Origin of the sequence: Priestia sp. FSL W8-0524 (assembly GCF_038005965.1) — a bacterium.
Taxonomy (GTDB): Bacteria; Bacillota; Bacilli; order Bacillales; family Bacillaceae_H; genus Priestia; species Priestia zanthoxyli.
Genome location: NZ_JBBOUG010000004.1, coordinates 43,810 through 69,510, shown reverse-complemented (window position 1 = coordinate 69,510; position 25,701 = coordinate 43,810). Strand labels below are relative to the sequence as shown.

The window sequence follows — 25,701 nt, the reverse complement described above, 5'->3', positions numbered from 1 at the left end:
TAACAACGCTCGTTCTGACTTAAAATATGTATAAATAATATTATCTGTTTTCTAATTTAGGAGTCTAAAAAGTTATAAAAAAGCCTACTCCCACCGTTTCGCTGAACTTCTTTTCTACGCTCAATCACAAATATTCCTCTAATCGTTCCAAAAAAATAAGCTGCAAAGTTAGTTTTTATACGATTGCTTTTATAAGCAAAAACAGTCTCTTTAAACGCTTGAACAGGAAGGAAACTTAAATCTTCCAGGGGCTTTTCTAAACAGCTCGCTTTGTAAGCTAATCGGACTTTTCTCCATAAATCATAAATATCATCTGCACATGAAAAAAAAGGTGTTACAGCATTTTTAAAAGATTTTGGTATGTAAGATGGTACATAATCAGACGAGAGTTTAAAATTAACATCATTACGTATATATTTATTTAAATCTTTTAAAGATAAATTATAGGTAGACTGTTTTTTTGTGTCTTTACTCTTACTCTCCCAAGCGTTCTCAGTATTTTCTGTTTTAACATCTGCTTCAACATTAGACTCTAAGTCAAGCTGTAAATACTTAACCCAGTGATTAAAAAAAGGGTGATTCACAAATAAGTGCACTGGATTTCCCTTTCCATTGTTACGAGGGCAACGACGATATACAGTAATAATTTGTCCTTGTTTTCGTAGTTCTTTTAAATGACGATCGATTGTTCCTTTTGACTTTTCGTAGGTTTTACCTAAATATGTACTACCAGGAAAGCAAAATCCTTTTTCTGCAGCAAACCAACAAAGCCGATCTAAAGCTTTTCTAGTTCCTTCATGGAGGCGATAAAACTTTTCTCCATAAAGGTTTATAATTTCTTTAAGTAATTTTCGTTTCATTGATTGATGTTGAGAACGGTTTTCTATGAAACTCTGATAATTTTTCATATAATCAAATTCTTCTGCGGTAAGCATACGTGTAGTAGACATTAGTCTATCCTCTCCTTTTCAGGAACAAAAAAAGACATCGCATCCCGTGAAATAGGAAAACGATGTCGGATTTTTTGACAGACTACGCCCTTGAAATAAATTTAATTATCCGATAAAATAAAGGCGTAACTAAATTTATGTATTAGGACTTCGACAGGTGTTTTCCCTAGTGGTTTTAGGGTTAACGGTGTAAGGGTGTTGGCGCACCACTTGCACACGTTGGAGTCTTTTTATATTCCGCACTGTTTTGGTGACTCTATTATACCGTCTATTAATCTTATAATTCAATAAGAATTCATGATCTCCTCATAAAACCTCTGTATTTTAACTATGATTAAAAATTACTTCGTTTGGATATACTTCTAATATTATAAAGAACTCACTACAAATATATCTGTTTACTTAATTATTAATCTTGAAAGTTGTAAAATAAAAAAACAACTACTCTCTTATGTTGTTTTACTGTTTTATATATTGTTTTATATATTTGTTTTTATTGTTTTATTGTTTTAGACCCTCTGTATGCACTGATATTACAAGGTTTATAAGCCTAAACTATCACTAATTTTGCGCGAACTATCACTAATTTTGCGCGAACTATCACTAATTTTGCGTGAAACTATCACTAATTTTGCGTGAAACTATCACTAATTTTGCGCGAACTATCACTAATTTTGCGTGAAAAGTGCAATTATGGCTTAACTATCACCAATTTTGCGTGGATGCTATAGACATACTTTAAGTATCACTAATTTTGCGTAGACAAGGCAAACAAGTTTCAAGTATCACCAATTTTGCGTATTAAAATGAATTATGAGCTTAATAAATTAAGAAGAAGTAAGGTTTTCAGAGTTAAAACCCTCATGAAGTATCACTGATTTTGCGTGATATTTAAATTATAAGGACGGGTTGCTCTTCAACATGAAATTTACACAGTATCACTTTTATGATATTTTAGTGATAGTTTAGAAAAATATGGGGGATTTTATGAAGAAAACGAGTGTCGTTCAACCATATGATTTGGAAAGTATAAATATCAAAAACTGGGTGACTAAATCAAACATCCTCATTGAGAGTACATATAAATTATCTTTACAAGAACAAAGAATTCTTCTAATCATGGCATCTAAAGTGCAGCCTAATGATGAAACGTTGAAGACCTATAGGTTTCGAGCTAAAGATTTTATCGAAATCGTAGGCAATAAGAAAGGCACTGGTTTTTATTCGTACCTAAAAGAAATTGTAAATGGACTTCAAACCAAAATTCTTACGATAAAAGAAAAAGGCAGACAAAGAAATTACAACTGGGTAATCACGTCTATCTATGAAGAAAACGAAGGGTACATAACATTACAGTTTCATCCTAGCTTAAAGTATCTGTTTTTAGAGCTTAAGGAGAAATTCACATCGTACCAATTAGAGAATGTAGTGAGACTAAATTCGGTCTATTCCATTCGTATATATGAGTTGCTTAAGCAATATGAGCGTCTGCGAAAAAGGGAACTCACTCTTGAAGAATTACGTCATTTTTTAGCTATTGAACCTACTAAGTATAAACAGTATGGCCATTTTAAAAGCAAAGTATTAGCAGTAGCTCAAAAAGAAATCAATAATAAAACGGATATCCACTTTGAATTCGTGGAAATAAAAACTGGTAGAAAAGTAACGTCCATAGAATTTATTATTACCAGTTCGCCTGCATTGAATGGTTCTAGTTCTACTCAAGAGAAAAAAATAGAATTAAATCAATCCTTCTCGAAATTAGAAGACAACACAAACAGCCTTGAGAATGATTTAGCAGGCTTAGGGGTTAAGGCAGAAAAAATAGAGTGGCTTTTATCAGAATTTACACAAGAACACCTAGAAAGAAATATAAGATACACCCAAGATCGTTTGATTACAGGAGATGTGACTCACCCTCATTCCTACGTAGTAAAAGCGATTCAAAAAGATTATGCCCAGGTCTCACAGGAATCAAAACGTATTAACTCCAAAAAGGGTGCAAAAAAAGAATTAGTTCCAGATTTTATAGCACAAGCTAGAGATAAAGAACAAATTCTTAAGGATGCAACTTTAAAAGAGAAGCAAGAATCATTTTTAAAAGAAAATGGAACTCAAATAGAATTTGAAGAAAAGCTCTTGCAGTTTCAAGAATTAAAAAGAATGCTGATTCTAAGTTCAGATCAACCTACCCAAGAAGAAATAAAAAAAGCCCAAGAAGCAGGCTTACAAGAAGTCATTCGAAATATGGAAGAAGATTATAATAAACGTGAAAAATTAGGCTTAGAACCAAGAATTGTTAAGGATTTTAAAAATAAAGAGTTAAAAAAAATGTATAAAAACTTTTTACAAAGTAAAGTTTTAAATAGAAATTAGCTATAGAAAAAAAGACGTGTAAAACCTTGCCTTGCAGAGATGGCTTTTACACGTCTTTTTTTTGCGCTTAGGTAAATTTAATATACATAAAGAAAAAATCATTTTAGTAAGCTTGTTTAATATTTTTGTTATAATAATAGTATATTAAATTTACCTAAAAGATCGGGTGTGTCTTATTTGAATAACTTTATTTTGCTTGGAGATTTCTTATCTCATTTAGTTGAATCTAAAAAAAAGGCTTCTACAATATCAATGTATAAGCATGATCTAAAACAGTTTTTTGAATGGTTAAATGAATCTCATCCCAATATCCCTTCAGAAACTTTGCCAGGAGACAAGAAATATTACGAAGAATACTTTACCTATTTAAAAGAAAAAAACTTGTCAGAAGCTAATCTGAGGCGTGTAGCATCACATTTAAATGGCATGTTAAAGTATTATAGCCTCACAGATGATATTGGACTTTTACAAGCAACAACAAAAAAACAACGAGCATTAACTGATACTGATTTTATAACTGAATCGGATGCTTCAATTCTTTTAGATTCAGTTATAAGTCACGAACATTTAAGTGATATTCAATTGCAGATACATAAATATATAGGTCCGCGTAACCATTCCATGTTCATCTTAATGCTTCGTTACGGTCTTACCATTAACGAAGTTGTATCTTTAAATATACAAGACATTAACTTTGCACAGAATACATTAACGGTAAACACAGGCAAATCAAAACGCACCTTAGAGCTTTCTAAACACGATAAGAAAACCATATATGATTACCTATTAACAATCCCTCTGTTATTTAGACCTAAGGATTATACAAATGATCCGTTATTTATTTCTTTTCATCCTCAAAAAATGGTTTATTGGTATGATTACAATTTAAATAAACCTAGAAGGATTAGTATAATCGGTACAAAACGTATGATTGAAAGAGAAGTCAAACGTTCAGGCATACAAGCAATTGTAAGATCTACTCACTTTCGAAACAGTTGTATACTTAACAAAATTCATGATGGATATTCAAACGAACACATTATTTATTACTTTGGATTGTCCAGCCGCCATGCTTTATATCGATTTAAGCGATATCTAAAGACAAAATAAAATATTAAGTTCAACTTATTTTTCACCAAAACATCTTTTATGTAAGTGATTTTTATTTTACAAGTTAAACTTAATTTTATTTTCACCTTAGTTAATTTTAGAAAAAATCATTAAGTTTAACTTTAGTTTAACTTAATGATCCACTTTTTAAAATTTAACTGTTTTAAAAAGTCGATTGCGATGGAAACAACCTTCTCAAGCATTACAAATTTAGAATTTGGCGGCCATGTCTTGGTTGTATAACAACAAATTTCTTGTAAAATCATCTAGAATTTAATTAGATTTATTATTCTCAGCTAAAATCTAGAAGAAGTTCACTCTAGATTCGTTAAAAACCCTTTATTTTCAATGGTTCATTGTATTTCTAGCTTTTGCTATAAAATTTAAATAACTTAGAAAAAATTAAGATTAATTTTAACTCGAAAAATAATTCTATAAGAATTGTATAAACAAAAAAGAAGTTCCATTAAACCAACGTAATAAATCCAGAAGATATAGGTATATAGGATTTATATTATCTTACACAAAATACTTAATGAGCTACACAAAATACTTGAATTAAAGTTAGAGAAAGTACATTCTAGATTCGTCTGAAGCTATTTTATATCAAGCTTTCTAGGTACTCTAGTTTCTTTGGACTTTAGGAGAGGAAAAGATGTGAATCAGTTGTTAACAAAGATATTTCTTAACAGTTAAAACTCCTTTTTTGCAGACATTGGCTAAAACAAAGTTTTAATCGAGTAGAGTTAATGTTGATCCTTAAGTTGCTTTTTTTGAACTTTATATATAATCTATCTACATTTAAAATAAACAGTTTTACTCTTGAAAAGTTTATGATTTCATCTAGAATTGAAAAGGAAGAATAAAAGGCCTAGCGAAAGAAAAAGAAAAATGTACATAAAAAACAGGAATATAAAGTAATTAATAGAATTTTACTAGAAATATAAATCTTGAATAATATCTCGCAAAACCGCATTCTAGAATTGCCATTAACACTGATATATCAACTTCAAAGTATATCTAGATTTTTATACAGAAAGGAGAATCCTAGAAAAATGCATGAAAAAAATAAAGATGAAGTAGTCTATACTTTGAAAGACACAGTAAAGCTAACTGGATTAAGTGTAGATCTTATTCGCTTATATGAAAAAGAATTCAATCTCCAAATTCAACGAACAGAAGGCGGGCATAGGCGCTATAACAAACAAAACATCGATTTATTAACTGAAATAAAAAAAAGAATTCAAGAGCAAAACTGGAGCTATAAGATGATAAACCAGTGGCTTCAAGGAGAAATTGTACCGGAGACAGTGGAAGTTCAATCAAACCTTGAAAAAAAAGTACAATCCCTTGAAGAAAAAGTTCAAGAGTTGCTTAATCGCTCTGAAAAAGATGAGCAATTTCAATTAGCGCTTATCCAACGACTAGATGAACAAGGAAGCCTTATAAAGAAACTTACAGAAAAACTAGACCACCAAGACAAATACATTGAAAACAATCTAGAGAAACGCGATGAGAAATTGACTAGTGCCATACGTGAAATTAGTGATACAAAAAAACTTATCGCGGCCGCCCAAGAAAATCTTGATTCAAAACCAAAAGGATTCTGGAGTAAGATTTTTGGGGGTTAATACGTTACTTAAACGATAAAAGCAGCAGGGTTTTTTGTGCATTACAGAAAATCCTGCTGCTTTTATCGTTTATTTTCGATGAATAAATAGTAAATTTTAAGATTTTATGTTTAGTTGCCAGAAGAAATTTATTATTGTTAAACAATTCTATAAGTTCTTGAAGGGGAATTTACAGGTGTGGCAGCTTTTACTAATACAGTTTGTCCATTTGATGGCATCCTATTTTTAAACACATAAACTCTGGTTTATCCGCCTGGAGTACCACGTCCTCTAGAAGCTTTTCTTAGCACGATACTTCTTTCGTTATTTGAATCAAGTACCCAATGAAAATACCATAGCTGTCGTAGAAACTGCCTATTGGTATCTTGATGGCGTTCATCAAATATACAATGATTGATTTGCTCTGTCCAACATAAATATCGACCACTAGAAATTCTCCATTGTTTATGTGATCGGTATCTAATTCCTACGCAAGATCCACGGTTTATTATTCCTAAAAAGAAATGTGTGTCTTTGTAACATTTTTATTGTAAAAGATACGTAAAATTTATCAATAATCCATTTATGGAACTGATATTCTTATAGGCAATTAGAGGAGAGGTGCAATTTCAAATGGATGAAAAAGTTGTTATCTTTATGCACATTCCTAAAACAGGGGGAACCACACTTAATAATATTTTTAAAAAGTTCTACTCTGAAAATGAAATATACGATCATGTTCCTTTAGAAGAGATGAATAAACAGTTTAGCCAATTAAAAGAAGAAGATAAAAAAAACATAAAAGCTATATCCGGCCATCATTTCTATGGAATACATGAATTTTTTTCTCACCCCTATGTTTATTTTAGTATGATGCGTCATCCGGTTGAGCGTGTCATATCATTATATTATTTTTTGAAATCGTATCCAGGGTATTATGAAGAGAACATGAAACATATGTCTTTTGAAGACTACATTGATTGGGACCCTCAAGCTACAAATGGCCAAACTAAACAAATTTGCGGGGTGAAATCTCAACTAAGCGTAGAGAAAGCGAAAGAAAACTTGCTGGAATTTGGATCAATAGGAATAACAGAAATGTTTAACGAATCGCTTCTGTTACTAAAGAAAAAATTCAAATGGGGAAATATTAAATATAAGAAGGTGAATGTGACAAAATCTCGCCCTTTGCTCAACGAAGTCCCCATTGATATCATTAAGAAAATAGAAAAGCACAATGAGTTGGATATAGAGCTGTTTCAGTATATAAAATCTAATTTCATCAAACAAATAAATGATTTATAGAAATAAAAATGAAAGCTCTCAATAGAGAGAGCTTTCATTTAATATATAAGAAAAGGTTACCTTATTAAAAAAAATGCGGTATCAAATCCCATATATAGTTAGTTCAATTTTTTATGATAAAGGGATTATGTCTCATTTAATTAATATAGCCATATAAGCTTCATACGCTTTGTATAAGGTTCATATAGGTCTTTTAAATAGTTACGTGTTATTTGAATAATTTGAGGGCTCTTGTCATCCTTTTTAAGCCTTAGCATTAAATCATAAGCCTTTGTCCTTTCTTTACGTACCGAACGCAATAAAACTAACAAATCATACGTATGAAAGCATGAAAGTTCATTAAAAGGCTTCTCAACATCCTCTAAGACCACAAATTCTTTTAGTTTGGGTCTTTTTATATTTAAATTAGCCCCACAAAAAGAGCAGCTATCTTCTAATCCTTCTGTACCGCAATAACTACATATCAAGCTATATTCACCTCGTTTACTAAAAGGAAAAGTAGGCTTAAGCCTACCTAGCTAGCCTTAAAGGCTATTTTAGTTTTTAGGGTTTTCCTTATCTAGCCGTTTTTGTCTTTGATTCACAATACGTTCACCTACAACTTTTTTGGCAAGTTTAGTTTCTTCTAGCTCCATAAGATCAGTTGTCATAATTCCCTGATAGCCATGGTGAAAATACAATCCATTCATGAATTCGATAAGAATTTGTGTGTTTTTATCGGCACTATTTGTTCCTAATCGAATTTTTTTAAGTTCGCTTTTTAATACATCATGGAGATTTTTACTAACGGTTTCCGTAATGTAGTCTAACGACCATTCTTTCTTTTTTTCTTCTCGATACTTTTTACAGATATCCATAATCGCTTCTCCTGGGAAACGAAGTTTATGTTCAGCCATATAATCTTGGATGTATTGATCCGTTTCTTTATCAAGTGTAATCATACGTCGTTGTGTTTCCATTACTCCTCTACATCTCCCATCAGTTCATATATCATGTCGTTCATCTTTTCAATTGATATCGCACATTGTTTCATCATTTCGATGTTCTGATGAATAATTGCTTCTAATCTTTTTTCTCTTTCTACTTGTTCATTAAAAAAAGCTAATACTTCAAATTGTTCTTTCAAGAATTGTTGACGAGACATCCCATTTTCTTTCGCTAGTGCATCAACTTTTTGCATAGCAACCGGATCAATATTTCGTAAAAAGATATCCATGAAATCATTCCTTTTCTATCAAATTGCAAAATTTCCAGTACGAGTAGAGAAGAGCATAAGGGGTTTTTGATATCATTTGGCTATGATATGCTGGGCAAAGCCCAGCAAAACAACGTTTTCACCCTCAAAAAAGTGACCCCATGAAAACTTCCAGTCTGTCGACCTGCTGTTGACCTAAAGAGTAAAAAAAGCACCTAATGTTGACCTACTGTCGACATCAAATCTTACGCCTTTTTGCAAATGTTGACCTACTGTCCACTCAACGTACCCTCAACTTTTATGAAGTTTTAACGAGTTTTTGAAAGATATCTTGATGATAATTCGTGAAGTTTTGAGAAGAAGTCTGGATAGTTTCTTTATAAAGATTAATTGCTTCTTTCATCGAAGAAACGTTTAATTTTTGTAAAATGCTGCGTCTCTGAGTCTTAATTGTGTTCTCTTCTTTGAACAAAATATCTTGCATTTCTTTAACAGAATGGCCATCAAGTGCAAGAGCAAAGATGTCTTGTTCAGGTGACGTAAGTTGTTTCAAAAAAAGTTTTTCTTTAAGTATTTGGCATTCTTCTTCAACACGTTTAAGGCGATCTACTTCTTGTACTAAATCAGAAGCTACACTTAAGATATTCTCGATACCTATTAACAATTTTTCAGTTTGATCCATGATAAGACCCTCCTATTTTTTGAGGGCAACCCATGTTATAATTAAGGTCCATATTAAGTTCTACATGGGGTGCTTCCTTTGCAGAGGAAGTGCCCTTTCTTTGTTTGTTTTACTTTTCTTTTCTTACTTCTTTCACATGCTCTTCTAATAAAGTCTTTACATACTTCGTAATGCTTGTATCATTCTCTACAGCTAAGAAACGCAACTCTTTGTGTAACTCTTCTGGAATATCACATGTAAGTCTTCGATTACCTTCTTTAACCCTGCTCATATGCTCTCCTTTTCAAACAACTAAATTACGTTGCAACGTTGCTTATCTTTATATTAAAGGTTATAATTACCATAGTCAATTGCTAATTTTAATTTTTTAAATAAAAAAGCAAAGCATTTCAAGAATGCCTTACTTTTTTTATATCTTAATAAAGTTGTTTCTTTATGACTTCATACAGTTTATCTGCTGAGAACTCACTTATTACAAAATACTCATAAGAGGTATTTTTACGATTTACATCTAAGAATTTTTTCCATAAAGGATTAGTAACAGTCCAATCTATGGAACCTAATTGCTCAATTTCTTCCTCCCAATTGTTGACCCAACTTACTGTATTACTGTTTCTAAGTATTATTGAATTATGAATGTAGTACCCTAATGCTTGCTGCGTTCCATAGTGGCCCAAAATTGATTTTAGTACATTACCTGGATTAGTAGGTAATGCCCTAAAAAGTTCTTCAAATAATTTACTTAAGAAACTGATAACATCATCATATTGCTTTTTTAATATTTCCAATTCTCTACTGTTTAGAGACTTTTTACCAAATAATATAATTGCAACAAGTCCTTTTAATCTCATACTTGTTGAAAAAGCATCATTATTTGGCCTAGCAAGTCTGCTTTTCTCAAATTCAATTTTTGCTACTTGCAAAGCATCTGAAACATTATATAATTCGGTGATTAATACATTTAAAATATCTCTACTATCAAATTTCGTAATCAAAGACATAGAAACTTTTTTCGCATTGGAATTTATATCAGCAAAAAGTCTTTTTTCATCTTCTAGAGTTAGTCCAAAATAAATCTGTACCGTAAGGCAACTGTTTAAAATAAGTTCTTTTTTACTGGTTTCTGAAATTTTTTCAATATATCTTTCTAAAGCTTTGATTCTATGTTGTCCATCTATAACTATCAAACGTTTATCCTCTGGAATCTCTAATTCAAAATTATTATGATAATAAGGAAGAGGATTTCCTCTGAAAGAGAACACAAATGCAGGAAAGAATATCCCGGTCTTGGTATCTTCATCTTCCAAATAACTAACAATTTTAGGAAGTCTTGAATAAGAGATATCTCTGTTTATAGTTTTATCTATTTCATGAAGACCTAAGATATCTTTTACTCTCATCTGGGAGGAAAGGACACCTTTTTCATTATTAGAGTTAATAATATCAATTGTTCCTAAAACCTTCACATTAAACACTTATATCACTTCTTTCCACTACGATAAATATTTAATAAAAATTCTGACATAACTCTGTTTGTCTTACCTCTCACTCCAAATTTATATTTCTTTGTTTGAGAATTATAGGAACTAGCTATCTTTGAGAATTGCTTATTTTTATGAGACCAATTAACTTGGCCAACAGCTTTTTCAAAAAAATCTTCCATTTTTTGATCAGGGTATTGTTTTTTAGCCTCGTTTATATATCTTGCAATTGCCATTATTACGTTAGGATAAAAGATTACATATTTATCTCTATCAAACGCGTCAATAGGAGCATATTTTCTTAGCAACGTTAAAAAATCTTCAGTGTTTTGTTTATATTCAGCAAAGTTTGTATTACTAATAGTTTTTTTATGATCCTTATTGTAACCGCCATCGTTTAATGATAGCGCAACCAAATATAAAGTAAAGGCCGTCATTAATTTGGATCTCGTATTTCTTAACCTAGTTTCAAATAACTCTTCTGGTATAGTTGGGTGTCTATAAACAATTTCTTTTACAAGTCGTCCGTATAAGTCTCCTTCCTTATACATAATTAATAAACTATTATTTACAACCGAAGCATTAGAGTTTATATCAGTAAACAATTGTCTCTCTTGTTCTAAAGTTAAATTTTCATAGATTTGTATAGTTAAAGGAAAATCTTTAATCTTATCCAAGTTAACGCTATCATTTCTTGACTCTAAGCGCTGTTTTAGCATTTTAAATGCTTTAATACGATGTTGTCCATCTAAAATTACTAAACGTTCATCCAATGCCAACCGGTATTCATAATTTTCTTCCTCATAAGTGCCTTGTCCTCTGGCTGAAAAAATTAAAGGTGGGAAGTAAATATCATTACCATCTAAACCATACTGAATATATTTTGAAATGCTAGATATCTTATTATCATCAGATTCCCTTTGCACCTCACGTTTTATTTCCAGAAACTTTAGAATGTCATTAACAGAACATTGTATAGAAATTACATTATGAGTGAATTGTCTACCCCTTATTCCTTTTAACGTTAGGTAATTATTCTTCTTATTAGATAAAGTTCTAAGATCCAAATTCACTACTCCTTTAATTTTTTTATATTTGTTTAGTTCTTATAGCTTAAAGTAATTTTTACAAAAATAAACAAATTATTCAACATTTTTTGAAAATTTTATTTGTTTAGGTTTCATAAAAACATAAAATAGTCTTTTTTTACAAAACTTAGGCATAGGCAAGTCCACATTTTTGAATGAATTTATTAGTTTTTTGCACCTTTTTTTGTAATTTGGATATACTTTGGATATACACAATTGGAAGGTGGTGATATAATTGAATCGAAAACATGAGAAAGGACTGATATATGTGGCGACAACAACCGTTGGAAAATGGGGCAATAGCGCGGGTATCCGTATCCCACAAGAGTTCTTAGAAACCACCGATTTAAAATTAGGAGCTAAAGTACAAATGGAACTGATTCCTGAACAAGGTATTTTGTTGAAACCAGCTGAAAAACGTAAGCGTAAATCTAATAAAGAACTACGTGATCTGTATCTGTCCAAGCGCGGCAAAAACAAGCCAGAAATGTCGCAAGGTGAAATGATCGATGATTCTATGGGGGATGAGATTTAACAATGACAATTATAGGGAATGTAGAACGAGGTAGTATTGTCTGGTGTAACCTTCGACCCACAAAAGGTCATGAACAACACGGATATCGCGCCTCAATCGTAATATCAGATGGATTTATTGATTCTTCTCTGAACTCTATGGCTGTGACCGTACCAGTCACTACAAAGATTATGGGACATACTTTTGAACTAAAAGTCCCTGAGGGAATTGAAACACCTAATACAAACTTACTACCTGAACATCTCCACTTTTCTGTACTAGAAGGCGTAGTCCTTTTAAACAATGTTAGATCAATCGATTTAAATGCTAGAGATGCAATTGTAATCGGTAAAGTTGATACAGAATCTCAATTTTTCACAGACATTGTGGACAATATAATGGGAATCATAGCTTATCCTGAAGACGACGAGTAGAATAATTATGATTCTAGACACTAAAAAAAGGTGAGAAGGTATTTTGAATTCTAAAAAATACCTTCTCACCTTTTTTTCTTACTTAACAAAAAAACAATCCATACTAAAGCAATCGTATTGATTAATTCCAATAGAGGGCTAATCCTCGCTAAAAATAAACTAATAACATTCTATAACATTTACTTTTCACAACCTTTTAATCCTGGCTTGATTTGTCACATTTTAAATGTATGTATCGACTTTTCCCTATGAATACTATATACAACAGAAGTTTACATAATACCTCTTTCCGGAAGACATCACAAAAAGAACCCCTTATGGCACAAGGGGTTTAAGATAATATGACGACTTACTTTATGCAGCTTTTTATACATCCTTGATACATCAGCGTTTTATCTTGAGGTGAATAAAAGCCGAATGTATAAAAAGCGCACTTTTTATACATATGCTCATACTTAAAAACACAGTATTTATTGTAATATTATTTTTTTATGTTACATTATGTAAAAATAACATTATTATTTACTTGCTGTGTTATTCATTCTTCGACGAGTGTGAATCATAAAAAAGCAACCTCTCTCCAATGCCATTAGGTATGGAGTGACCCCTGTCAAATAGACAGTCTTAAGAAAACTACCTATGCAACCTGAGTTCTATACTGATAAGGACTCAGGTTATTTAATTTTCGTTGAAATCGTTCATGATTATAAAAATTTATGTATTGGTGAACGGCATTTTTGACCTCATTGGCTGTTTGGAATTTATATAGATAGAAGCATTCCGATTTAAAATGACTAAAGAAACTCTCTATACAAGCGTTATCCCAACAGTTGCCTTTTCTAGACATACTAACTTTCATCCCATTCGCTTTTAAGAAGCGATGATAAGCACGAGATGTATATTGAATTCCCTGATCACTATGTATGAGGACTCCTTCTACATTTCTTCGTTTCTTGGCAATTTCGAGTGTATCCATTACTAATTTCAAATCATTCCTCGAACTTATCTTATAGGCAACAATTTCATTGTTGTACAAATCTTTAATCGCTGATAAATACAAAGATTGTCCATTAAAAATTAAATAGGTGATATCGGTTACCCATTTCTGGTTAGGCTGCGAAGCCTTAAACTCTCTGTTCAGATGATTAGATGACAGAACGAAAGCTTCTTTTTTTCGATAATATGGCCGTTTTTTTCTAATAATAGCTTTTAGCTTCAGCTCTTTCATTAACCGTTGAATACGTTTGTGATTTACATGTAATCCATATACGACCTTTAACCAGGTCTGTACTCTCCTATATCCATAGATACCTCTGAACTTTTGATAGCACTCTCTTATTTTTTGTTTCATTCTTCTATCTTCACATTGCTTATGAGAAGGGGAATCCTCACGGTTCCGCCATTTATAATAGCCACTTCTAGAAACCTCTGCAATTTTACATAAGAGGCAGATAGAGAAGCGTTTCTTTGACATTTCTTTAATAACTTTATATTTCTTTTGGATAGGTACTGCTTTCATTCCTCCTTTTACACCTGTAAGAGCTTTTTTAACATTTCATTCTCAGCTTCTAATCGTTTTATTTTTGTTTCTGTATCTTCTGGATAAGTAGATGGATGCCCTATTGTAGAGCCTTGTGTTTTTCCTCTTTTTTCTTCAAGGCCTTTCAGGCCTTCAGCTTCAAAGTGTCGAACCCAGCGCAGAACGGTTGTATGGTCAATCCCTAATTCTTTTCCAACGGCCTTACAGCCCATTCCATCCCAAAGATATAAATCGACTGCTTTTTTCTTAAACTCAATGTTGAATGTTCTCCTCTTTTTCCCCATAAAAAATCCCCTCCATAGTAGACAGAATAGGTTGCTTTCTTTTATTTGTCTACTATAAGGGGAGCATACCAGTATGAGGTTGCTTCTCTTATTTTGAAACTCTTCTTATGCTTTCATTTTATTGTTTTCTAGAACTTAATGTTATACCTTCTAAAACATAATTCCATGTTTCCAGGTCATTAGGGAGTCTCGGTACTTTGACTGCACATACTTTATCAATTCCCCAATTAATTTCACTTACACCCTTGAATCCTTCTTCAGGGCATAGAATAAGAATATTAAAATTACCTTTAACAATCTGTTCTAAAATTGCTTGTAATTCTAAAGATTGCTCATAGGTAGCAGCCCATCTAATAAATAAAACAGATTCAGAGGTTGTGATTTTTTCTATAAAACGATTAATTCGATTTGTAAGTTTTTCTTTATAGGAGGTGTATGTGGCACTCCAATGTTGATGTGGAATGATTGGGAAATCGTGGACTGAAATAATATTATAATGAGTATCCTCTATTAAATAAGATTGCACCCCTTCAATTAAGACCCCATCATCGACAAATGCAAACGCTCCATCAGTTAGTTGCATGTTTTCAAGTTCCATAAAATTGCTGAATTTATTTTTCAGTAACCTATTAACATCAGAAAGTGATAGAGATACACTCCAGTCTAGTGGTCCAGAGAATGTCCTTAAATTTAAGCGTTTTAATTCCATTGCAGGATTACAAGCACTGCCTAAGCTAACAATTACATCGTATGATCCCTTAATTTCTTTTAGGTTCAACAGAATTCTCCTTTTTTATGACCTACTATATTAAATAGTGAATTGAATTGTACTAGTTGTAAAAAATATTAAATACAAAAGTGAAATTATAGGAAAAAAATCCTTTTTAAACATTCTTTAAGTGCTAATAGTTTGGTTTATAATCTTTCGTTTTGTATATATCATGCACTACTTGTTTAATGCAAAATAAAAGTACAGAGTTCTGCGGGGAATTTATGTAGAAGTCTAGGAGATAAAAAAAGGCTTGCAAGCTCTCTCACTAACCTCTACTGTTTTGATTGACGAGATCTTAACAGGTTGGGGGAAATGAAAGGATGCTAGCAATGCCTGAAATAAATTATATCAAACATTTAAGGGAGAACGAAGACTTATCTCTGTCTGAGATTGCAAGAAAGACAGGTAAAGATTGGAGAACAGTAAAAAAGTATGCAGATGGAGACGTTCCCACAGGTAAAATTGGATATCGAAAAAGTGGAATGATGGTTGAGGACGGTTATGGTGAGATTATCGATGATTGGTTAGAAGAAGATCTAAAGGTAAAGAAAAAAGAAAGAAGAACCAACAAAGTTTTATTTGAACAACTACAGAAAGAACATGGGTTTCCAGGGTCTTATCGAACAGTATGTGAATATATTCAGCATCAAAGACCGCAGGTTAAAGAGTTAAAGACTAAACGTTATGAGCGATTAGAACACCCTCCGGGTGAAGCCCAAGTGGATTTTGGAAACATGACAATCGTACAAAATGGAGCATATAAAGATATTAAGGCTCTTATTTTAAGTTTTCCGTACAGTAACGCAGCATTTGCATACCCATTACCGGCTGAAAATTCTGAGTGTTTTCTTGAAGGCCTAACCAGATTGTTTCATCAAGCTGGTGGTGTCCCAACACACCTTAGAATTGATAACTTAACTGCAGCCGTTGTGTCCATTGGAAAAAGTGGCAAAAGGATTTATACAGATGCTTTTTTAGGATTTCAATCTCATTATCGTTTCGAGATACAGGCTTGTAATCCAGCCAGTGGACACGAAAAAGGAAATGTAGAAAAGAAAGTCGGATATACAAGGAATAATTTCTTTGTGACGGCTCCATCTATGGAGGACTTTGAGCAATTAGCCGAATGGTTATATAAACAGATGCAGAAGGATCAAAAACGTCTGCATTATGATAAAAAAATTTTAATAGAAGAGCTTTGGAAAGAAGATAAAAAGTGTTTAAAAGTACTCCCTTCGCAAGACTTACCTATATTTTCAGTAAGCACCTATAAAGTGAACAAATATGGTGAAATTATAGTAGATGAAGAAGCCTATGTTGTTCATAAAGCTAGGATGAAACAAAGTTTACTCATAAAAAAAGAGTGGGATACCTTCACATGTTTCACAAATGACGGAGAAATTTTATATCAAGAGTCCCGTCCTTATATGAACAAAAGCAGAGTTATTCCTTGGGAAGATATTTTAGATGATTGGATCAGGAAACCTCGCTCTGTTACCTATTCACGACACTTTAAGCATTTACCAACCAATGTTCAATGGTATCTGACAAGACAAAAAGAAACGTTACAAGAACGAATAATTGGCCTAAAAAAACTGTTGGCAACTCACACTATGATAGAAATTGGAGAAGTATTATCTTTTACTAATCGTATGGATCTAAGCCCACATGAGCTTGGAAACATACTCTCAGAAAAGGCAGCTTACCCCGTGAAAATGCCAGAAATATATACACCGCAGGTGTTGGTGAACTATGAAACTGATTTACGTTTATATGATCAGAAACTATTCCCACAAGCTGAAAGGAGCGTTTCGATCAAATGAACACAAATGACATAAAAGACGTATGTAAAACCCTTCACCTGGCTTATATTGCAGACCATTATGAAGATATTCCTTTTGAGAATAAGCAACAGTTTTTATATGATGTGCTCGAACATGAAGTGAAGACGCGACAGAAAACCAAAATATCTAGATTAATAAAAAAAGGAAAGTTTAGAGAGCTAAAGTGGTTAAATACCTATGAATGGTCTGATCAAATCCACTTGCCACCTACGACAACAAAGAATGAAATTTGTGATTTAAACTTTATTAAAGAGAAGCACAACTTGATGCTTCTCGGAGCGCCTGGTACAGGGAAAACTCATCTAGCAACTGCATTAGGCCTGAAGGCCTGTGAGCAAGGATTAGATGTGCGTTTTTATCGGGTTGCCGACCTAGTTGGAGATTTAGAAGAATCCTTAAAACAGGGAAAACTACAGAGGTTAAAACGTCAAATTGAAAAATGTGACTTACTTATTTTAGATGAATTGGGGTATGTCCCCTTTCAAAAAGAAGGCTCAGAGTTACTTTTTCATATTATAGCAGACTGTTACGAACGGAAAAGCGTAATTGTCACTTCAAATCTTGAATTTGGTCAATGGAATCGTATATTTGGGGATAATCGCTTAACATCGGCATTGGTGGACAGATTGGTTCATCACGCTCACGTGATTGCGTTTACGGGGGAGAGTTATAGACTAAAAAATGCGCTTTCTTCTATCAAGTTGCACAACGAAAATTAAATTAAAAGAGAGCTTGCAGGTCTCTGTATATTTCGCTGCAATTCTCTGTATTTTCTGCTTGCAAAAAACACTACTTTTAAACTAGTTGATTTAATTAAAATATTTATAGAACAAACTATCGGGTACATTGGGCTTTTTGGGTTGATAACTTCTCATAACGCACATTGGACATTCAGAAATAAAATAATTTGTAACTTTAGGGTCGTCGTAACCGCCCCTATGGAGCCAAGCATGAAACATAGAGCCTATAAGCAGGCCGGCAGTTACATTCGGTTGTTGGAGTTGATATACATTAACAATCATAGATAACGGAGTTTGAGTCTTAGTGACTGTCGGTGGTAATTGTATTGTTATAGGAGAAGGGGTATATATCCAATCTATCCTAGCTCTTTGGGATCGGCGAAGCCCATTGTCTTTAATGACTTCTGTCAATTGTTCCATAGCTAAATCTGTGGCCTGTTTTCCGTCTGTAACATTAACACCAAAATAACGTAAAGGCTGTAAGTTTTTCACCGCATATGTGTTCGTGCAATCAGCCAATTGTGATACACCATTATTAAATCCATTGTTCCATTTTTGTGTTAGATGCAACGACCAGTTAAATAATACACCTTTAATAGTGTCTTGAATTTTTTGTACCTGGTCTGGAGTAAACTGCTTGGAAATATCAAAGAAAATAGTTGGTGGTAAGTCAGAGATGCCTTGGGGGATAGGGACTGCAAAAGCTATTTCTCTATAAATTTGTAGTGGAAGGTATTGTAAGAACTCTTTATCTTGATTTTTTTGAATAGATTTCTCTAAATTTTGTTTACTATTCGTTAGCAATGTTATGTTCCCCTTTGTAAAAAGGTATTTATATTAACAGAATATGCTACCAATCAAAAAGAGTTTGGACATGCTTAAAAGGAAAATATTTATTATTTTACTTCTCTTAAATAAAGAAGCATTTTTATCATCGTACAAGCATTCCTTGATCTAATGAATAATATATCAAGAACAATAGACAGAAAGGGTGGTAAAAATCATTAAGAACGATAAAGGTAAAAGAGAAAATGACTGCGTTCAAAATCAACCAGGACTCCCACTAGCTACTACAGTTAATTTAGCAGTTGTAGGTGATAGTCATGTAGGTTTTTTAAACAGTCAAAGTATGTTTAATACCCTTTTGCAAAGAGTAGTGAACAATGGTAATAAACGATATATTATATTTGGTGGAGATGATGTACACGCTTTAGGTGCTTCTTCAATACAAGTAGCTGAAACATATTACCAACAGTTCACTAATATTTTAAATAATGTTTTAGGATCAATTCCCTTCAGATCTTCTATAGGAAACTGGGAGGCTACTAACAGAAATAACAGTAGAGCTTTATTTCGACAGTACATCAATCGTTATTTAACTGGCTATAGAGTTATTCCTGGAACACAAGGGTTGGTGCGTCATGTTTGGTTAGATAATGGTCGAGGCGGGGTATTTAGCCAGGATAGCTTAAACTTGCTAAGTAACTTAGATCCTAACTATTATTACATTATTGATTTTCATTGGCCTTTGAGAGTTCCAGGTATAACTACGGAAATACATGGTGATCATGTTATGACTCAAATGCAGACAAACATGTTTTTTAATGCTATACCCTCTAACGTAAGGAACAAAATTTTAGCGATTTTCACTCATCATGCACATAAATTTTTTGCTAACTCAGTTACAATCAATCCTAACTTTCCTAATACCTCGTTTTTTGTAACTGGATGTTCAGGGGACTATGCATGTATATCCAGCGAGAGAGGATACTATGAATTAAATTTAACAGTCCAAAATAATATAGCTACTTTGCAAACCATAAAAACTCGCGTTCAATAGCTTGAGGAATAAAGAAGACTACATTAAGAGTAGGTAGGGTAACCTTAGGCAACTTTCCATTCTCAAAATGCAAAAATCGCCAGCTTATATAACTAGCGAAAAGCTGCATTTATTATTTCATTTGTATAAGTTTACTTTTTATAACATATTATCTCCTTCATCTCACAACTTACTATTTCTTAGTACGTATGGTCGTGTTACATTAAAAGATAAAACTATTCCTTTGATCTTTAAGGAAGATAGTTTTATCTTCTTTTTACAATATGTCTCCATCAATCCGGAAAGGGAGGATTTTATGAGTAACATTCTTAACTTTAATAAGTTTCAAAGACATAAAATAATGAAGAAATTTCTTCGTTGCGCTTTAGTAACAGGAGCAATTATGATCTGCTGCATGCTTGCTTATTTACTAATCTTAATAGAAATATATTCTCCTGCTCATTATCCCATTTATATTGAAGCTAAACCATAATAATTGTGTTCTTAACCTCTTATGAAAGATACTCAGTCTGGTTTGTTTATATAATGACTTCCTATTTCTAATTATTTACTAAGATACAAATTTTAGTTCATCCGTTAAACGCAAAAAAGCTTCTTTGTCTTTATTCTTTAAGGACTGATCAATCTCTTCAAGAATTTTACCTCTTTTGAATTGTTTCGTTACTTGACTTAAAAACAATTCAGCTAATATTTCATCAGATATATTTTTTTCAATTTGACTCATTTCGTTGGATATATTATTTTCCATAAACGATTAACCCCTTTATCATTTCTCTTTTAAAAATAGTGTTTCCTTTTTTCATTGTTTTAATACGAGATTAATAGATAAATTAGTATATAGAAGAATGTGGAATAAAAGATAACTTGACACATGTAAACGCTAGAATATAATGGCTCTTTCTCACTTTTGGTGAAGGCAAACGTCGCCATATGTCAAAGATATGTATTGTTTTTTTAGAAAAACAACTCTACCTACAATAATGGTATGAGCACTCTTTTTTTCAACAATTCATCACTTGCCCGACCATACATCATACGTTTTAACGTCTTCACACGGTTTATATGCCCTTCAGATAACCCATTACTTAGAGGATCAACACAGGCAGCCATTACTCCTTGTAAGTCCTTTTCAATATAGGTTGTAAACGTGTTGAGAGCCGGAAATGAATAAAGTTTACATCTTTCAATCCATCCAGATAAGCCTTGATTGTTGCGTTTCCTGATAATATTTTTAAAGCTGCATGTCACTTCAACTAATTGCGGTATAAGTGGAAACTCTTTTAAACATGCCGAAGGTAATGTATTCAGCCAGTCACTATTCTTTTCACTCCATATTTTCCATAGTAAGCAATCTCTAGATATGGTATACGTTGTGGCACTAGCTCTTTGTTCCTGGCGAATTCTTGACACGGCTGCATTTAAGGTAGATCGACATCCTGTATAGCCTACCTTTCTAAGTTCTACCTCCATACGGCTTGTGGTCCATCCATACAAATTCCACTGACGTAATTGAGGCAGGTATGGATCTAAGAGCTTAACACGATTAATAGGCTCTTTCTTCTTACGTCTTAAATCTTGATAGACCGTAGGGCGAGAAATATTTAGATGACGAGAAATCCAAGCAATGGATTTCCCTTTAGCTTTCCACTCCTTTACTTTTAAGCTACGCTGCCAAACCTTTTCTGCATGCAGGTTACGTTGAATATCTGTTTTGCGAATAAGTAGTGGGTCTGGTGTAGGGTTTTTATATTCTGTTTTTCTCCATATAGATGGAAAAGAGTGTTGTAAGGTCTCTTTAATTGCTGTAAATAAACCTTTCAGTATATGCCAACGATCCGTGATCTGATAAGCATGAGGAAGTGCTTGAGAAATAGCTTTAGCGTATGTTGAGGAACCGTCCCGAGTAACTGTTTGAATAGTAGGGTGCTGTTCGAGCCATTTTACGACTGTTCCTTTATCTCTACCATTTAAAATAGCAATGGGTCTTCTGGTTTCTTGATTGATAATAATCGTACCGTAACGACAACGTTTCTTGAATGCAAAGTCATCAATCCCAATATGAACCGGAGGTTCATAAGAAGGCAATTTCAATTTATGAAGCAAGCGTAAAAGTGTGTGGTGACTGGTTACAATACCTAGATATTTAGACAGCCGAGATGCTACTTTGCAGCTCGTAGATAGTGCAATTGACTTCAGCATCTCGTGTAAACGCTTGGTTTTGCGTTGATAGGTTCCTAACCACGTAAATCTTTCTGTAAAAATAGCTTGTAGACAACTACGGTCATCGCAAAAAAATTTACGTGTTTGTAGTCGTATATACGTTGATTTACCATATGCAGGTACATCCTGAAGGGATCGAACATATTGGCTGTGTATGCGGTTAGACGGAGTATGACAAGACGGGCATCTACAAGAAGAATGTTTAGATTTTACTAGATATATATAAGATTGATCTTCTTGTATAACGAGTAAACATTCTATATTAGTAAAAGAGGAAAAAGGCATGTGGCGATTCGCTCCTTTTTATTTCACTATACCATCTTTAAAGTGCCTTCACCAAAAGTGAGAAAGAGCCAATTCGACTTGACGTCTACAACACAAAGAATAATATTTATTTCAAAGCTCTAAAGGTAAAACATAAACTAGCTTAAACAGTTTACATATTCATTGCATCCTCATGTTGTTTTACTAATTTATAAAACGTTGTCTTTTTTACATTCGCTTCCTTCATTGCCTGTACGGCTGTAATTTCATTTCGTTTCCAACGGTTATAAGCCTCAATAAAATCTTGGCTAACTTGGGCTTTAGGACGGCCAAAAGATATACCACTCTTCAGCGCAGCATTAATTCCTTCTCGCTGGCGTTTACGAATACGATCTCGTTCTTCTTGCGCCATCCAGGACAAAATTTGAAGAACCAAATCTGCAATAAAGGTTCCCAAACTATCCTTATACTGAGTCGTATCCAGCAAAGGCATATCCAAGACAACAATGTCTGCCTCAATTTCTTTCGTAATAGCATTCCACTCTTGTAAAATTTCTTCTTTGTTACGACCAAAACGATCTAGTGAATGAATGTAAAGAATATCTCCTTTACGAATCATTCGTTTTAGTAATTGGTACTGTTCTCGATTGAAATTTTTTCCACTTTGTTTATCCATGAAAATATCTCGAGGAGAAATGCCCACTTCTTCCATGGACTGAAGTTGTCGTCCTTCATTTTGATCTCGGCTGCTTACACGGATATATCCAAATTTTCTATTTTCCATTTTTATACTCCCTTTTGTGTCTATCTTCTTTTTATTCTACCAAAAACGTTCGTAAAAGTGTATTAGATAAAGAGGACGTTCGTAATTACTTTTCTTACTTAAACGAACGATAAAAACAGTAGATTTCTTATATAAAAGGAAAGTTCGTAAAAGTATACTTTTACGAACTTTCCTTTTATATATTTATTAAATGTATAGAAGTATTTCCTTAGTGTTTTAAACATTAGCCAAATAACTATGTCATGAACAATACATAGGAAATTGATATTATATTCCCTATTAAATTAATGTTATAAGAAGAAAGGTCTAAATTTATGCAGAGATTATTTAATTACAGCATTTATTAATAAAAAACATTAAATTATATGTCTTTAACGTGCAGAGAAACGCTCTGTAAGGAATTTAACTTTTGTTTTACACACAATGGGGGATTAGATACAACTTTTCAGCAATTAAGAAAAGAGATTAGCACAACTTTTATAAAGGCATTTATATTAAGGAGAATATTTTATTTAAGGTTTTAAGTTATTAATACATAAAGTGGTGGAGATCTTTAAACATTGTTTCTCGTTACAGAAGAGTCCATTCGGTTAAGGTCTATGAAAGTTGACCGTTTTTTGGTCATCACCTGTTTGTTCGAATCATCCTCTAAAGACCCAGTACCATCACATTGTACTATTGAGCAGATTCAAAGAACGCTTTTTCCGTTACGTCTCCTTCAACATCAGCAGCTTCTGCTGATCCAGAAGAACCTCCTAAATTCGGTAGAGCTAATGGAGGCGCTAACTAAAAATAACTAAACCTACGGCAGAAGCTACCACAGCTTATTTCGCTTTTCTTATTCAATCTCCTCCTAATTTTATTTAATAGGAATAAAAAAGCAGTTTGCAAATGCAAACTGCTTTTTTGATGACCCGTACGGGATTCGAACCCGTGTTACCGCCGTGAAAGGGCGGTGTCTTAACCGCTTGACCAACGGGCCAGTATCAATTTATAAGTTAAATTCAATTACTATAAAACATGATGGGCCTAAGTGGACTCGAACCACCGACCTCACGCTTATCAGGCGTGCGCTCTAACCAGCTGAGCTATAGGCCCTTTACTTGGATTTGGAGCGGGTGATGAGAATCGAACTCACGACATCAGCTTGGAAGGCTGAGGTTTTACCACTAAACTACACCCGCATATTTTCTTAAGATGGCGGTCCCGACGGGATTCGAACCCGCGATCTCCTGCGTGACAGGCAGGCATGTTAACCGCTACACCACGGGACCAAAATAGAAAATAATGGCGGAGGAAGAGGGATTCGAACCCCCGCGGGCTTTAACACCCCTGTCGGTTTTCAAGACCGATCCCTTCAGCCGGACTTGGGTATTCCTCCGTATATTTATAACAAATGTAACTTATATGGTAGCGGCGGAGGGAGTCGAACCCACGACCTCACGGGTATGAACCGTACGCTCTAGCCAGCTGAGCTACACCGCCATATTATTCGTTACAATTATTTAATTTCATTGGTGGAGCCTAGCGGGATCGAACCGCTGACCTCCTGCGTGCAAGGCAGGCGCTCTCCCAGCTGAGCTAAGGCCCCATAAATGGTCGGGAAGACAGGATTCGAACCTGCGACCCCTTGGTCCCAAACCAAGTGCTCTACCAAGCTGAGCTACTTCCCGTTTATGGCGCGCCCGAGAGGAGTCGAACCCCTAACCTTTTGATCCGTAGTCAAACGCTCTATCCAATTGAGCTACGGGCGCTTATTAAAATGGTGCCGAGGGCCGGACTTGAACCGGCACGGTAGTCACCTACCGCAGGATTTTAAGTCCTGTGTGTCTGCCAATTCCACCACCCCGGCAGGACTTATACGTGGAGGCGGCAACCGGATTTGAACCGGTGATAAAGGTTTTGCAGACCTTGGCCTTACCACTTGGCTATGCCGCCAATATATATATGGAGCGGAAGACGAGGTTCGAACTCGCGACCCCCACCTTGGCAAGGTGGTGTTCTACCACTGAACTACTTCCGCGAATTTATCTAAATTAAGATGCGGGTGAAGGGACTTGAACCCCCACGTCATAAGACACTAGATCCTAAGTCTAGCGCGTCTGCCAATTCCGCCACACCCGCGTGTAAATATAACTGGTGAGCCATGAAGGACTCGAACCTTCGACCCTCTGATTAAAAGTCAGATGCTCTACCAACTGAGCTAATGGCTCTCTATGGCTGGGCTAGCTGGATTCGAACCAACGCATGACGGAATCAAAATCCGTTGCCTTACCGCTTGGCGATAGCCCAATAAAGATGGTGGAGGATGACGGGATCGAACCGCCGACCCCCTGCTTGTAAGGCAGGGGGTCTCCCAGCTGAGCTAATCCTCCAAAGAATCTATATAAGCGCGTTAATAAGCGTTACTTTAAATACTCATAATAAACTATTTCAAATAAAAAACCCCTATGCTCTTTACAAGAGACTCATAAGGGGTTTTATTCATTGCCTGGCAACGTCCTACTCTCACAGGGACAAAGTCCCAACTACCATTGGCGCTAAAGAGCTTAACTTCCGTGTTCGGTATGGGAACGGGTGTGACCTCTTCGCTATCGCCACCAGACAAGAGATTGCTCTCTCAAAACTAGATAACAATTTGCTGAGTAAAGCTTACGCTTTTAAAAGT

25 protein-coding genes, 16 tRNA genes and 1 rRNA gene are annotated in these 25,701 nt (G+C 34.0%); 10 read left to right on the top strand and 32 right to left on the bottom strand.

Annotated features, from left to right (window positions below):
* Positions 1–56: 56 nt before the first annotated feature.
* Positions 57–950, bottom strand: coding sequence for a transcriptional regulator (locus NST66_RS28730; RefSeq protein ID WP_098113942.1), 894 nt, complete (start codon positions 948–950; stop codon positions 57–59).
* Positions 951–1,937: 987 nt separating this feature from the next.
* On the opposite strand from NST66_RS28730, the gene NST66_RS28725 reads away from it, so the two are divergent.
* The 4 genes from NST66_RS28725 to NST66_RS28710 all read left to right on the top strand — a co-directional run bounded on the left by NST66_RS28725 (position 1,938) and on the right by NST66_RS28710 (position 7,351).
* Positions 1,938–3,326: a replication initiation protein gene (locus tag NST66_RS28725; RefSeq protein ID WP_310876629.1), complete on the top strand. Its 1,389-nt coding sequence runs from the start codon at positions 1,938–1,940 to the stop codon at positions 3,324–3,326.
* 177 nt (positions 3,327–3,503) lie between these two features.
* A complete protein-coding gene (locus NST66_RS28720) occupies positions 3,504–4,436 on the top strand; it encodes a tyrosine-type recombinase/integrase (RefSeq protein ID WP_340843869.1) in 933 nt (310 codons plus the stop codon).
* A gap of 1,055 nt (positions 4,437–5,491) precedes the next feature.
* The gene (locus NST66_RS28715) at positions 5,492–6,067 is read left to right on the top strand and encodes a MerR family transcriptional regulator (protein WP_014462093.1); all 576 of its coding nucleotides are present in this window, start codon (positions 5,492–5,494) and stop codon (positions 6,065–6,067) included.
* Positions 6,068–6,679: 612 nt separating this feature from the next.
* A complete protein-coding gene (locus NST66_RS28710; protein ID WP_014462092.1) occupies positions 6,680–7,351 on the top strand; it encodes a sulfotransferase family 2 domain-containing protein in 672 nt (223 codons plus the stop codon).
* A 140-nt stretch (positions 7,352–7,491) separates the two neighbouring features.
* Here NST66_RS28710 and NST66_RS28705 read toward each other — a convergent pair whose 3' ends face one another.
* The 7 genes from NST66_RS28705 to NST66_RS28675 form a co-directional block, all read right to left on the bottom strand.
* On the bottom strand, positions 7,492–7,818 hold the full coding sequence (locus tag NST66_RS28705) for a hypothetical protein (protein ID WP_310876631.1): 327 nt from the start codon (positions 7,816–7,818) through the stop codon (positions 7,492–7,494).
* Positions 7,819–7,887: 69 nt separating this feature from the next.
* Positions 7,888–8,310, bottom strand: coding sequence for a hypothetical protein (locus NST66_RS28700; protein ID WP_310876632.1), 423 nt, complete (start codon positions 8,308–8,310; stop codon positions 7,888–7,890).
* Positions 8,310–8,567: a hypothetical protein gene (locus NST66_RS28695; RefSeq protein WP_310876633.1), complete on the bottom strand. Its 258-nt coding sequence runs from the start codon at positions 8,565–8,567 to the stop codon at positions 8,310–8,312. Before NST66_RS28695 ends, NST66_RS28700 begins: the two co-directional genes overlap by 1 nt.
* A 277-nt stretch (positions 8,568–8,844) precedes the next feature.
* The gene (locus NST66_RS28690; protein ID WP_310876634.1) at positions 8,845–9,228 is read right to left on the bottom strand and encodes a response regulator transcription factor; all 384 of its coding nucleotides are present in this window, start codon (positions 9,226–9,228) and stop codon (positions 8,845–8,847) included.
* 109 nt (positions 9,229–9,337) lie between these two features.
* The gene (locus tag NST66_RS28685) at positions 9,338–9,499 is read right to left on the bottom strand and encodes a hypothetical protein (protein ID WP_310876635.1); all 162 of its coding nucleotides are present in this window, start codon (positions 9,497–9,499) and stop codon (positions 9,338–9,340) included.
* A 145-nt stretch (positions 9,500–9,644) separates the two neighbouring features.
* Positions 9,645–10,703 carry a DNA sulfur modification protein DndB gene (locus tag NST66_RS28680; protein ID WP_310876636.1) on the bottom strand — a complete coding sequence of 353 codons (1,059 nt, stop codon included), beginning with the start codon at positions 10,701–10,703 and terminating at the stop codon, positions 9,645–9,647.
* 5 nt (positions 10,704–10,708) lie between these two features.
* Positions 10,709–11,776 (bottom strand): DNA sulfur modification protein DndB, encoded by a 1,068-nt coding sequence (locus NST66_RS28675; RefSeq protein ID WP_310876637.1) that lies wholly within the window; start codon positions 11,774–11,776, stop codon positions 10,709–10,711.
* Between the two features lie 256 nt (positions 11,777–12,032).
* Here NST66_RS28675 and NST66_RS28670 point away from each other — a divergent pair, with 256 nt between their 5' ends.
* Together NST66_RS28670 and NST66_RS28665 are read left to right on the top strand one after the other, a co-directional pair.
* Positions 12,033–12,332, top strand: a complete 300-nt coding sequence (locus tag NST66_RS28670; RefSeq protein ID WP_310876638.1) for an AbrB/MazE/SpoVT family DNA-binding domain-containing protein — start codon at positions 12,033–12,035, stop codon at positions 12,330–12,332.
* A 2-nt stretch (positions 12,333–12,334) separates the two neighbouring features.
* Positions 12,335–12,745 (top strand): type II toxin-antitoxin system PemK/MazF family toxin, encoded by a 411-nt coding sequence (locus NST66_RS28665; RefSeq protein ID WP_310876639.1) that lies wholly within the window; start codon positions 12,335–12,337, stop codon positions 12,743–12,745.
* 637 nt (positions 12,746–13,382) lie between these two features.
* On the opposite strand, the gene NST66_RS28660 is transcribed toward NST66_RS28665, so the two are convergent.
* From NST66_RS28660 to NST66_RS28650, 3 genes are all read right to left on the bottom strand, one after another.
* Positions 13,383–14,264, bottom strand: a complete 882-nt coding sequence (locus NST66_RS28660; RefSeq protein WP_310876640.1) for an IS3 family transposase — start codon at positions 14,262–14,264, stop codon at positions 13,383–13,385.
* A gap of 8 nt (positions 14,265–14,272) precedes the next feature.
* The gene (locus tag NST66_RS28655) at positions 14,273–14,569 is read right to left on the bottom strand and encodes a helix-turn-helix domain-containing protein (RefSeq protein WP_034655895.1); all 297 of its coding nucleotides are present in this window, start codon (positions 14,567–14,569) and stop codon (positions 14,273–14,275) included.
* A 118-nt stretch (positions 14,570–14,687) separates the two neighbouring features.
* Positions 14,688–15,347, bottom strand: a complete 660-nt coding sequence (locus tag NST66_RS28650; protein ID WP_042992644.1) for a DUF1796 family putative cysteine peptidase — start codon at positions 15,345–15,347, stop codon at positions 14,688–14,690.
* 314 nt (positions 15,348–15,661) lie between these two features.
* On the opposite strand from NST66_RS28650, the gene istA reads away from it, so the two are divergent.
* A complete protein-coding gene (gene istA, locus NST66_RS28645) occupies positions 15,662–17,164 on the top strand; it encodes an IS21 family transposase (protein ID WP_205664155.1) in 1,503 nt (500 codons plus the stop codon).
* A complete protein-coding gene (gene istB / locus NST66_RS28640; protein WP_016766698.1) occupies positions 17,161–17,904 on the top strand; it encodes an IS21-like element helper ATPase IstB in 744 nt (247 codons plus the stop codon). Before istA ends, istB begins: the two co-directional genes overlap by 4 nt.
* Before the next feature lie 90 nt (positions 17,905–17,994).
* Here istB and NST66_RS28635 read toward each other — a convergent pair whose 3' ends face one another.
* Positions 17,995–18,729, bottom strand: coding sequence for a hypothetical protein (locus tag NST66_RS28635; protein WP_014462080.1), 735 nt, complete (start codon positions 18,727–18,729; stop codon positions 17,995–17,997).
* A gap of 187 nt (positions 18,730–18,916) precedes the next feature.
* On the opposite strand from NST66_RS28635, the gene NST66_RS28630 reads away from it, so the two are divergent.
* Both NST66_RS28630 and NST66_RS28625 read left to right on the top strand, forming a co-directional pair.
* The gene (locus tag NST66_RS28630) at positions 18,917–19,765 is read left to right on the top strand and encodes a hypothetical protein (protein WP_014462079.1); all 849 of its coding nucleotides are present in this window, start codon (positions 18,917–18,919) and stop codon (positions 19,763–19,765) included.
* 295 nt (positions 19,766–20,060) lie between these two features.
* The gene (locus tag NST66_RS28625) at positions 20,061–20,237 is read left to right on the top strand and encodes a hypothetical protein (protein WP_158307790.1); all 177 of its coding nucleotides are present in this window, start codon (positions 20,061–20,063) and stop codon (positions 20,235–20,237) included.
* A gap of 78 nt (positions 20,238–20,315) precedes the next feature.
* Here NST66_RS28625 and NST66_RS28620 read toward each other — a convergent pair whose 3' ends face one another.
* The 20 genes from NST66_RS28620 to rrf all read right to left on the bottom strand — a co-directional run bounded on the left by NST66_RS28620 (position 20,316) and on the right by rrf (position 25,638).
* Complete coding sequence (locus NST66_RS28620) at positions 20,316–20,513, bottom strand: IDEAL domain-containing protein (protein WP_014462077.1); 198 nt, start codon at positions 20,511–20,513, stop codon at positions 20,316–20,318.
* A gap of 224 nt (positions 20,514–20,737) precedes the next feature.
* Positions 20,738–22,270 (bottom strand): ISL3 family transposase, encoded by a 1,533-nt coding sequence (locus NST66_RS28615; RefSeq protein ID WP_205664144.1) that lies wholly within the window; start codon positions 22,268–22,270, stop codon positions 20,738–20,740.
* A gap of 151 nt (positions 22,271–22,421) precedes the next feature.
* A complete protein-coding gene (locus NST66_RS28610) occupies positions 22,422–23,033 on the bottom strand; it encodes a recombinase family protein (protein ID WP_014462076.1) in 612 nt (203 codons plus the stop codon).
* 910 nt (positions 23,034–23,943) lie between these two features.
* Positions 23,944–24,015, bottom strand: a tRNA-Glu gene (locus tag NST66_RS28605).
* A 42-nt stretch (positions 24,016–24,057) separates the two neighbouring features.
* Positions 24,058–24,131: transfer RNA gene (locus NST66_RS28600), tRNA-Ile, on the bottom strand.
* A gap of 12 nt (positions 24,132–24,143) precedes the next feature.
* Positions 24,144–24,217: transfer RNA gene (locus NST66_RS28595), tRNA-Gly, on the bottom strand.
* A gap of 14 nt (positions 24,218–24,231) precedes the next feature.
* Positions 24,232–24,307, bottom strand: a tRNA-Asp gene (locus tag NST66_RS28590).
* Positions 24,308–24,321: 14 nt separating this feature from the next.
* Positions 24,322–24,414: transfer RNA gene (locus tag NST66_RS28585), tRNA-Ser, on the bottom strand.
* Between the two features lie 27 nt (positions 24,415–24,441).
* A tRNA-Met gene (locus NST66_RS28580) sits at positions 24,442–24,518 on the bottom strand.
* A 30-nt stretch (positions 24,519–24,548) separates the two neighbouring features.
* Positions 24,549–24,624, bottom strand: a tRNA-Ala gene (locus tag NST66_RS28575).
* A gap of 5 nt (positions 24,625–24,629) precedes the next feature.
* Positions 24,630–24,706: transfer RNA gene (locus NST66_RS28570), tRNA-Pro, on the bottom strand.
* A 4-nt stretch (positions 24,707–24,710) separates the two neighbouring features.
* Positions 24,711–24,787: transfer RNA gene (locus NST66_RS28565), tRNA-Arg, on the bottom strand.
* A 9-nt stretch (positions 24,788–24,796) separates the two neighbouring features.
* Positions 24,797–24,885: transfer RNA gene (locus NST66_RS28560), tRNA-Leu, on the bottom strand.
* 12 nt (positions 24,886–24,897) lie between these two features.
* Positions 24,898–24,971: transfer RNA gene (locus NST66_RS28555), tRNA-Cys, on the bottom strand.
* Positions 24,972–24,981: 10 nt separating this feature from the next.
* Positions 24,982–25,056 (bottom strand) — tRNA-Gly (locus NST66_RS28550).
* Between the two features lie 19 nt (positions 25,057–25,075).
* Positions 25,076–25,157: transfer RNA gene (locus NST66_RS28545), tRNA-Leu, on the bottom strand.
* 13 nt (positions 25,158–25,170) lie between these two features.
* Positions 25,171–25,246: transfer RNA gene (locus NST66_RS28540), tRNA-Lys, on the bottom strand.
* A gap of 4 nt (positions 25,247–25,250) precedes the next feature.
* A tRNA-Gln gene (locus NST66_RS28535) sits at positions 25,251–25,325 on the bottom strand.
* Positions 25,326–25,332: 7 nt separating this feature from the next.
* Positions 25,333–25,408, bottom strand: a tRNA-Val gene (locus tag NST66_RS28530).
* Positions 25,409–25,522: 114 nt separating this feature from the next.
* Positions 25,523–25,638: ribosomal RNA gene (rrf, locus tag NST66_RS28525) — 5S ribosomal RNA — on the bottom strand.
* Between the last annotated feature and the right edge of the window lie 63 nt (positions 25,639–25,701).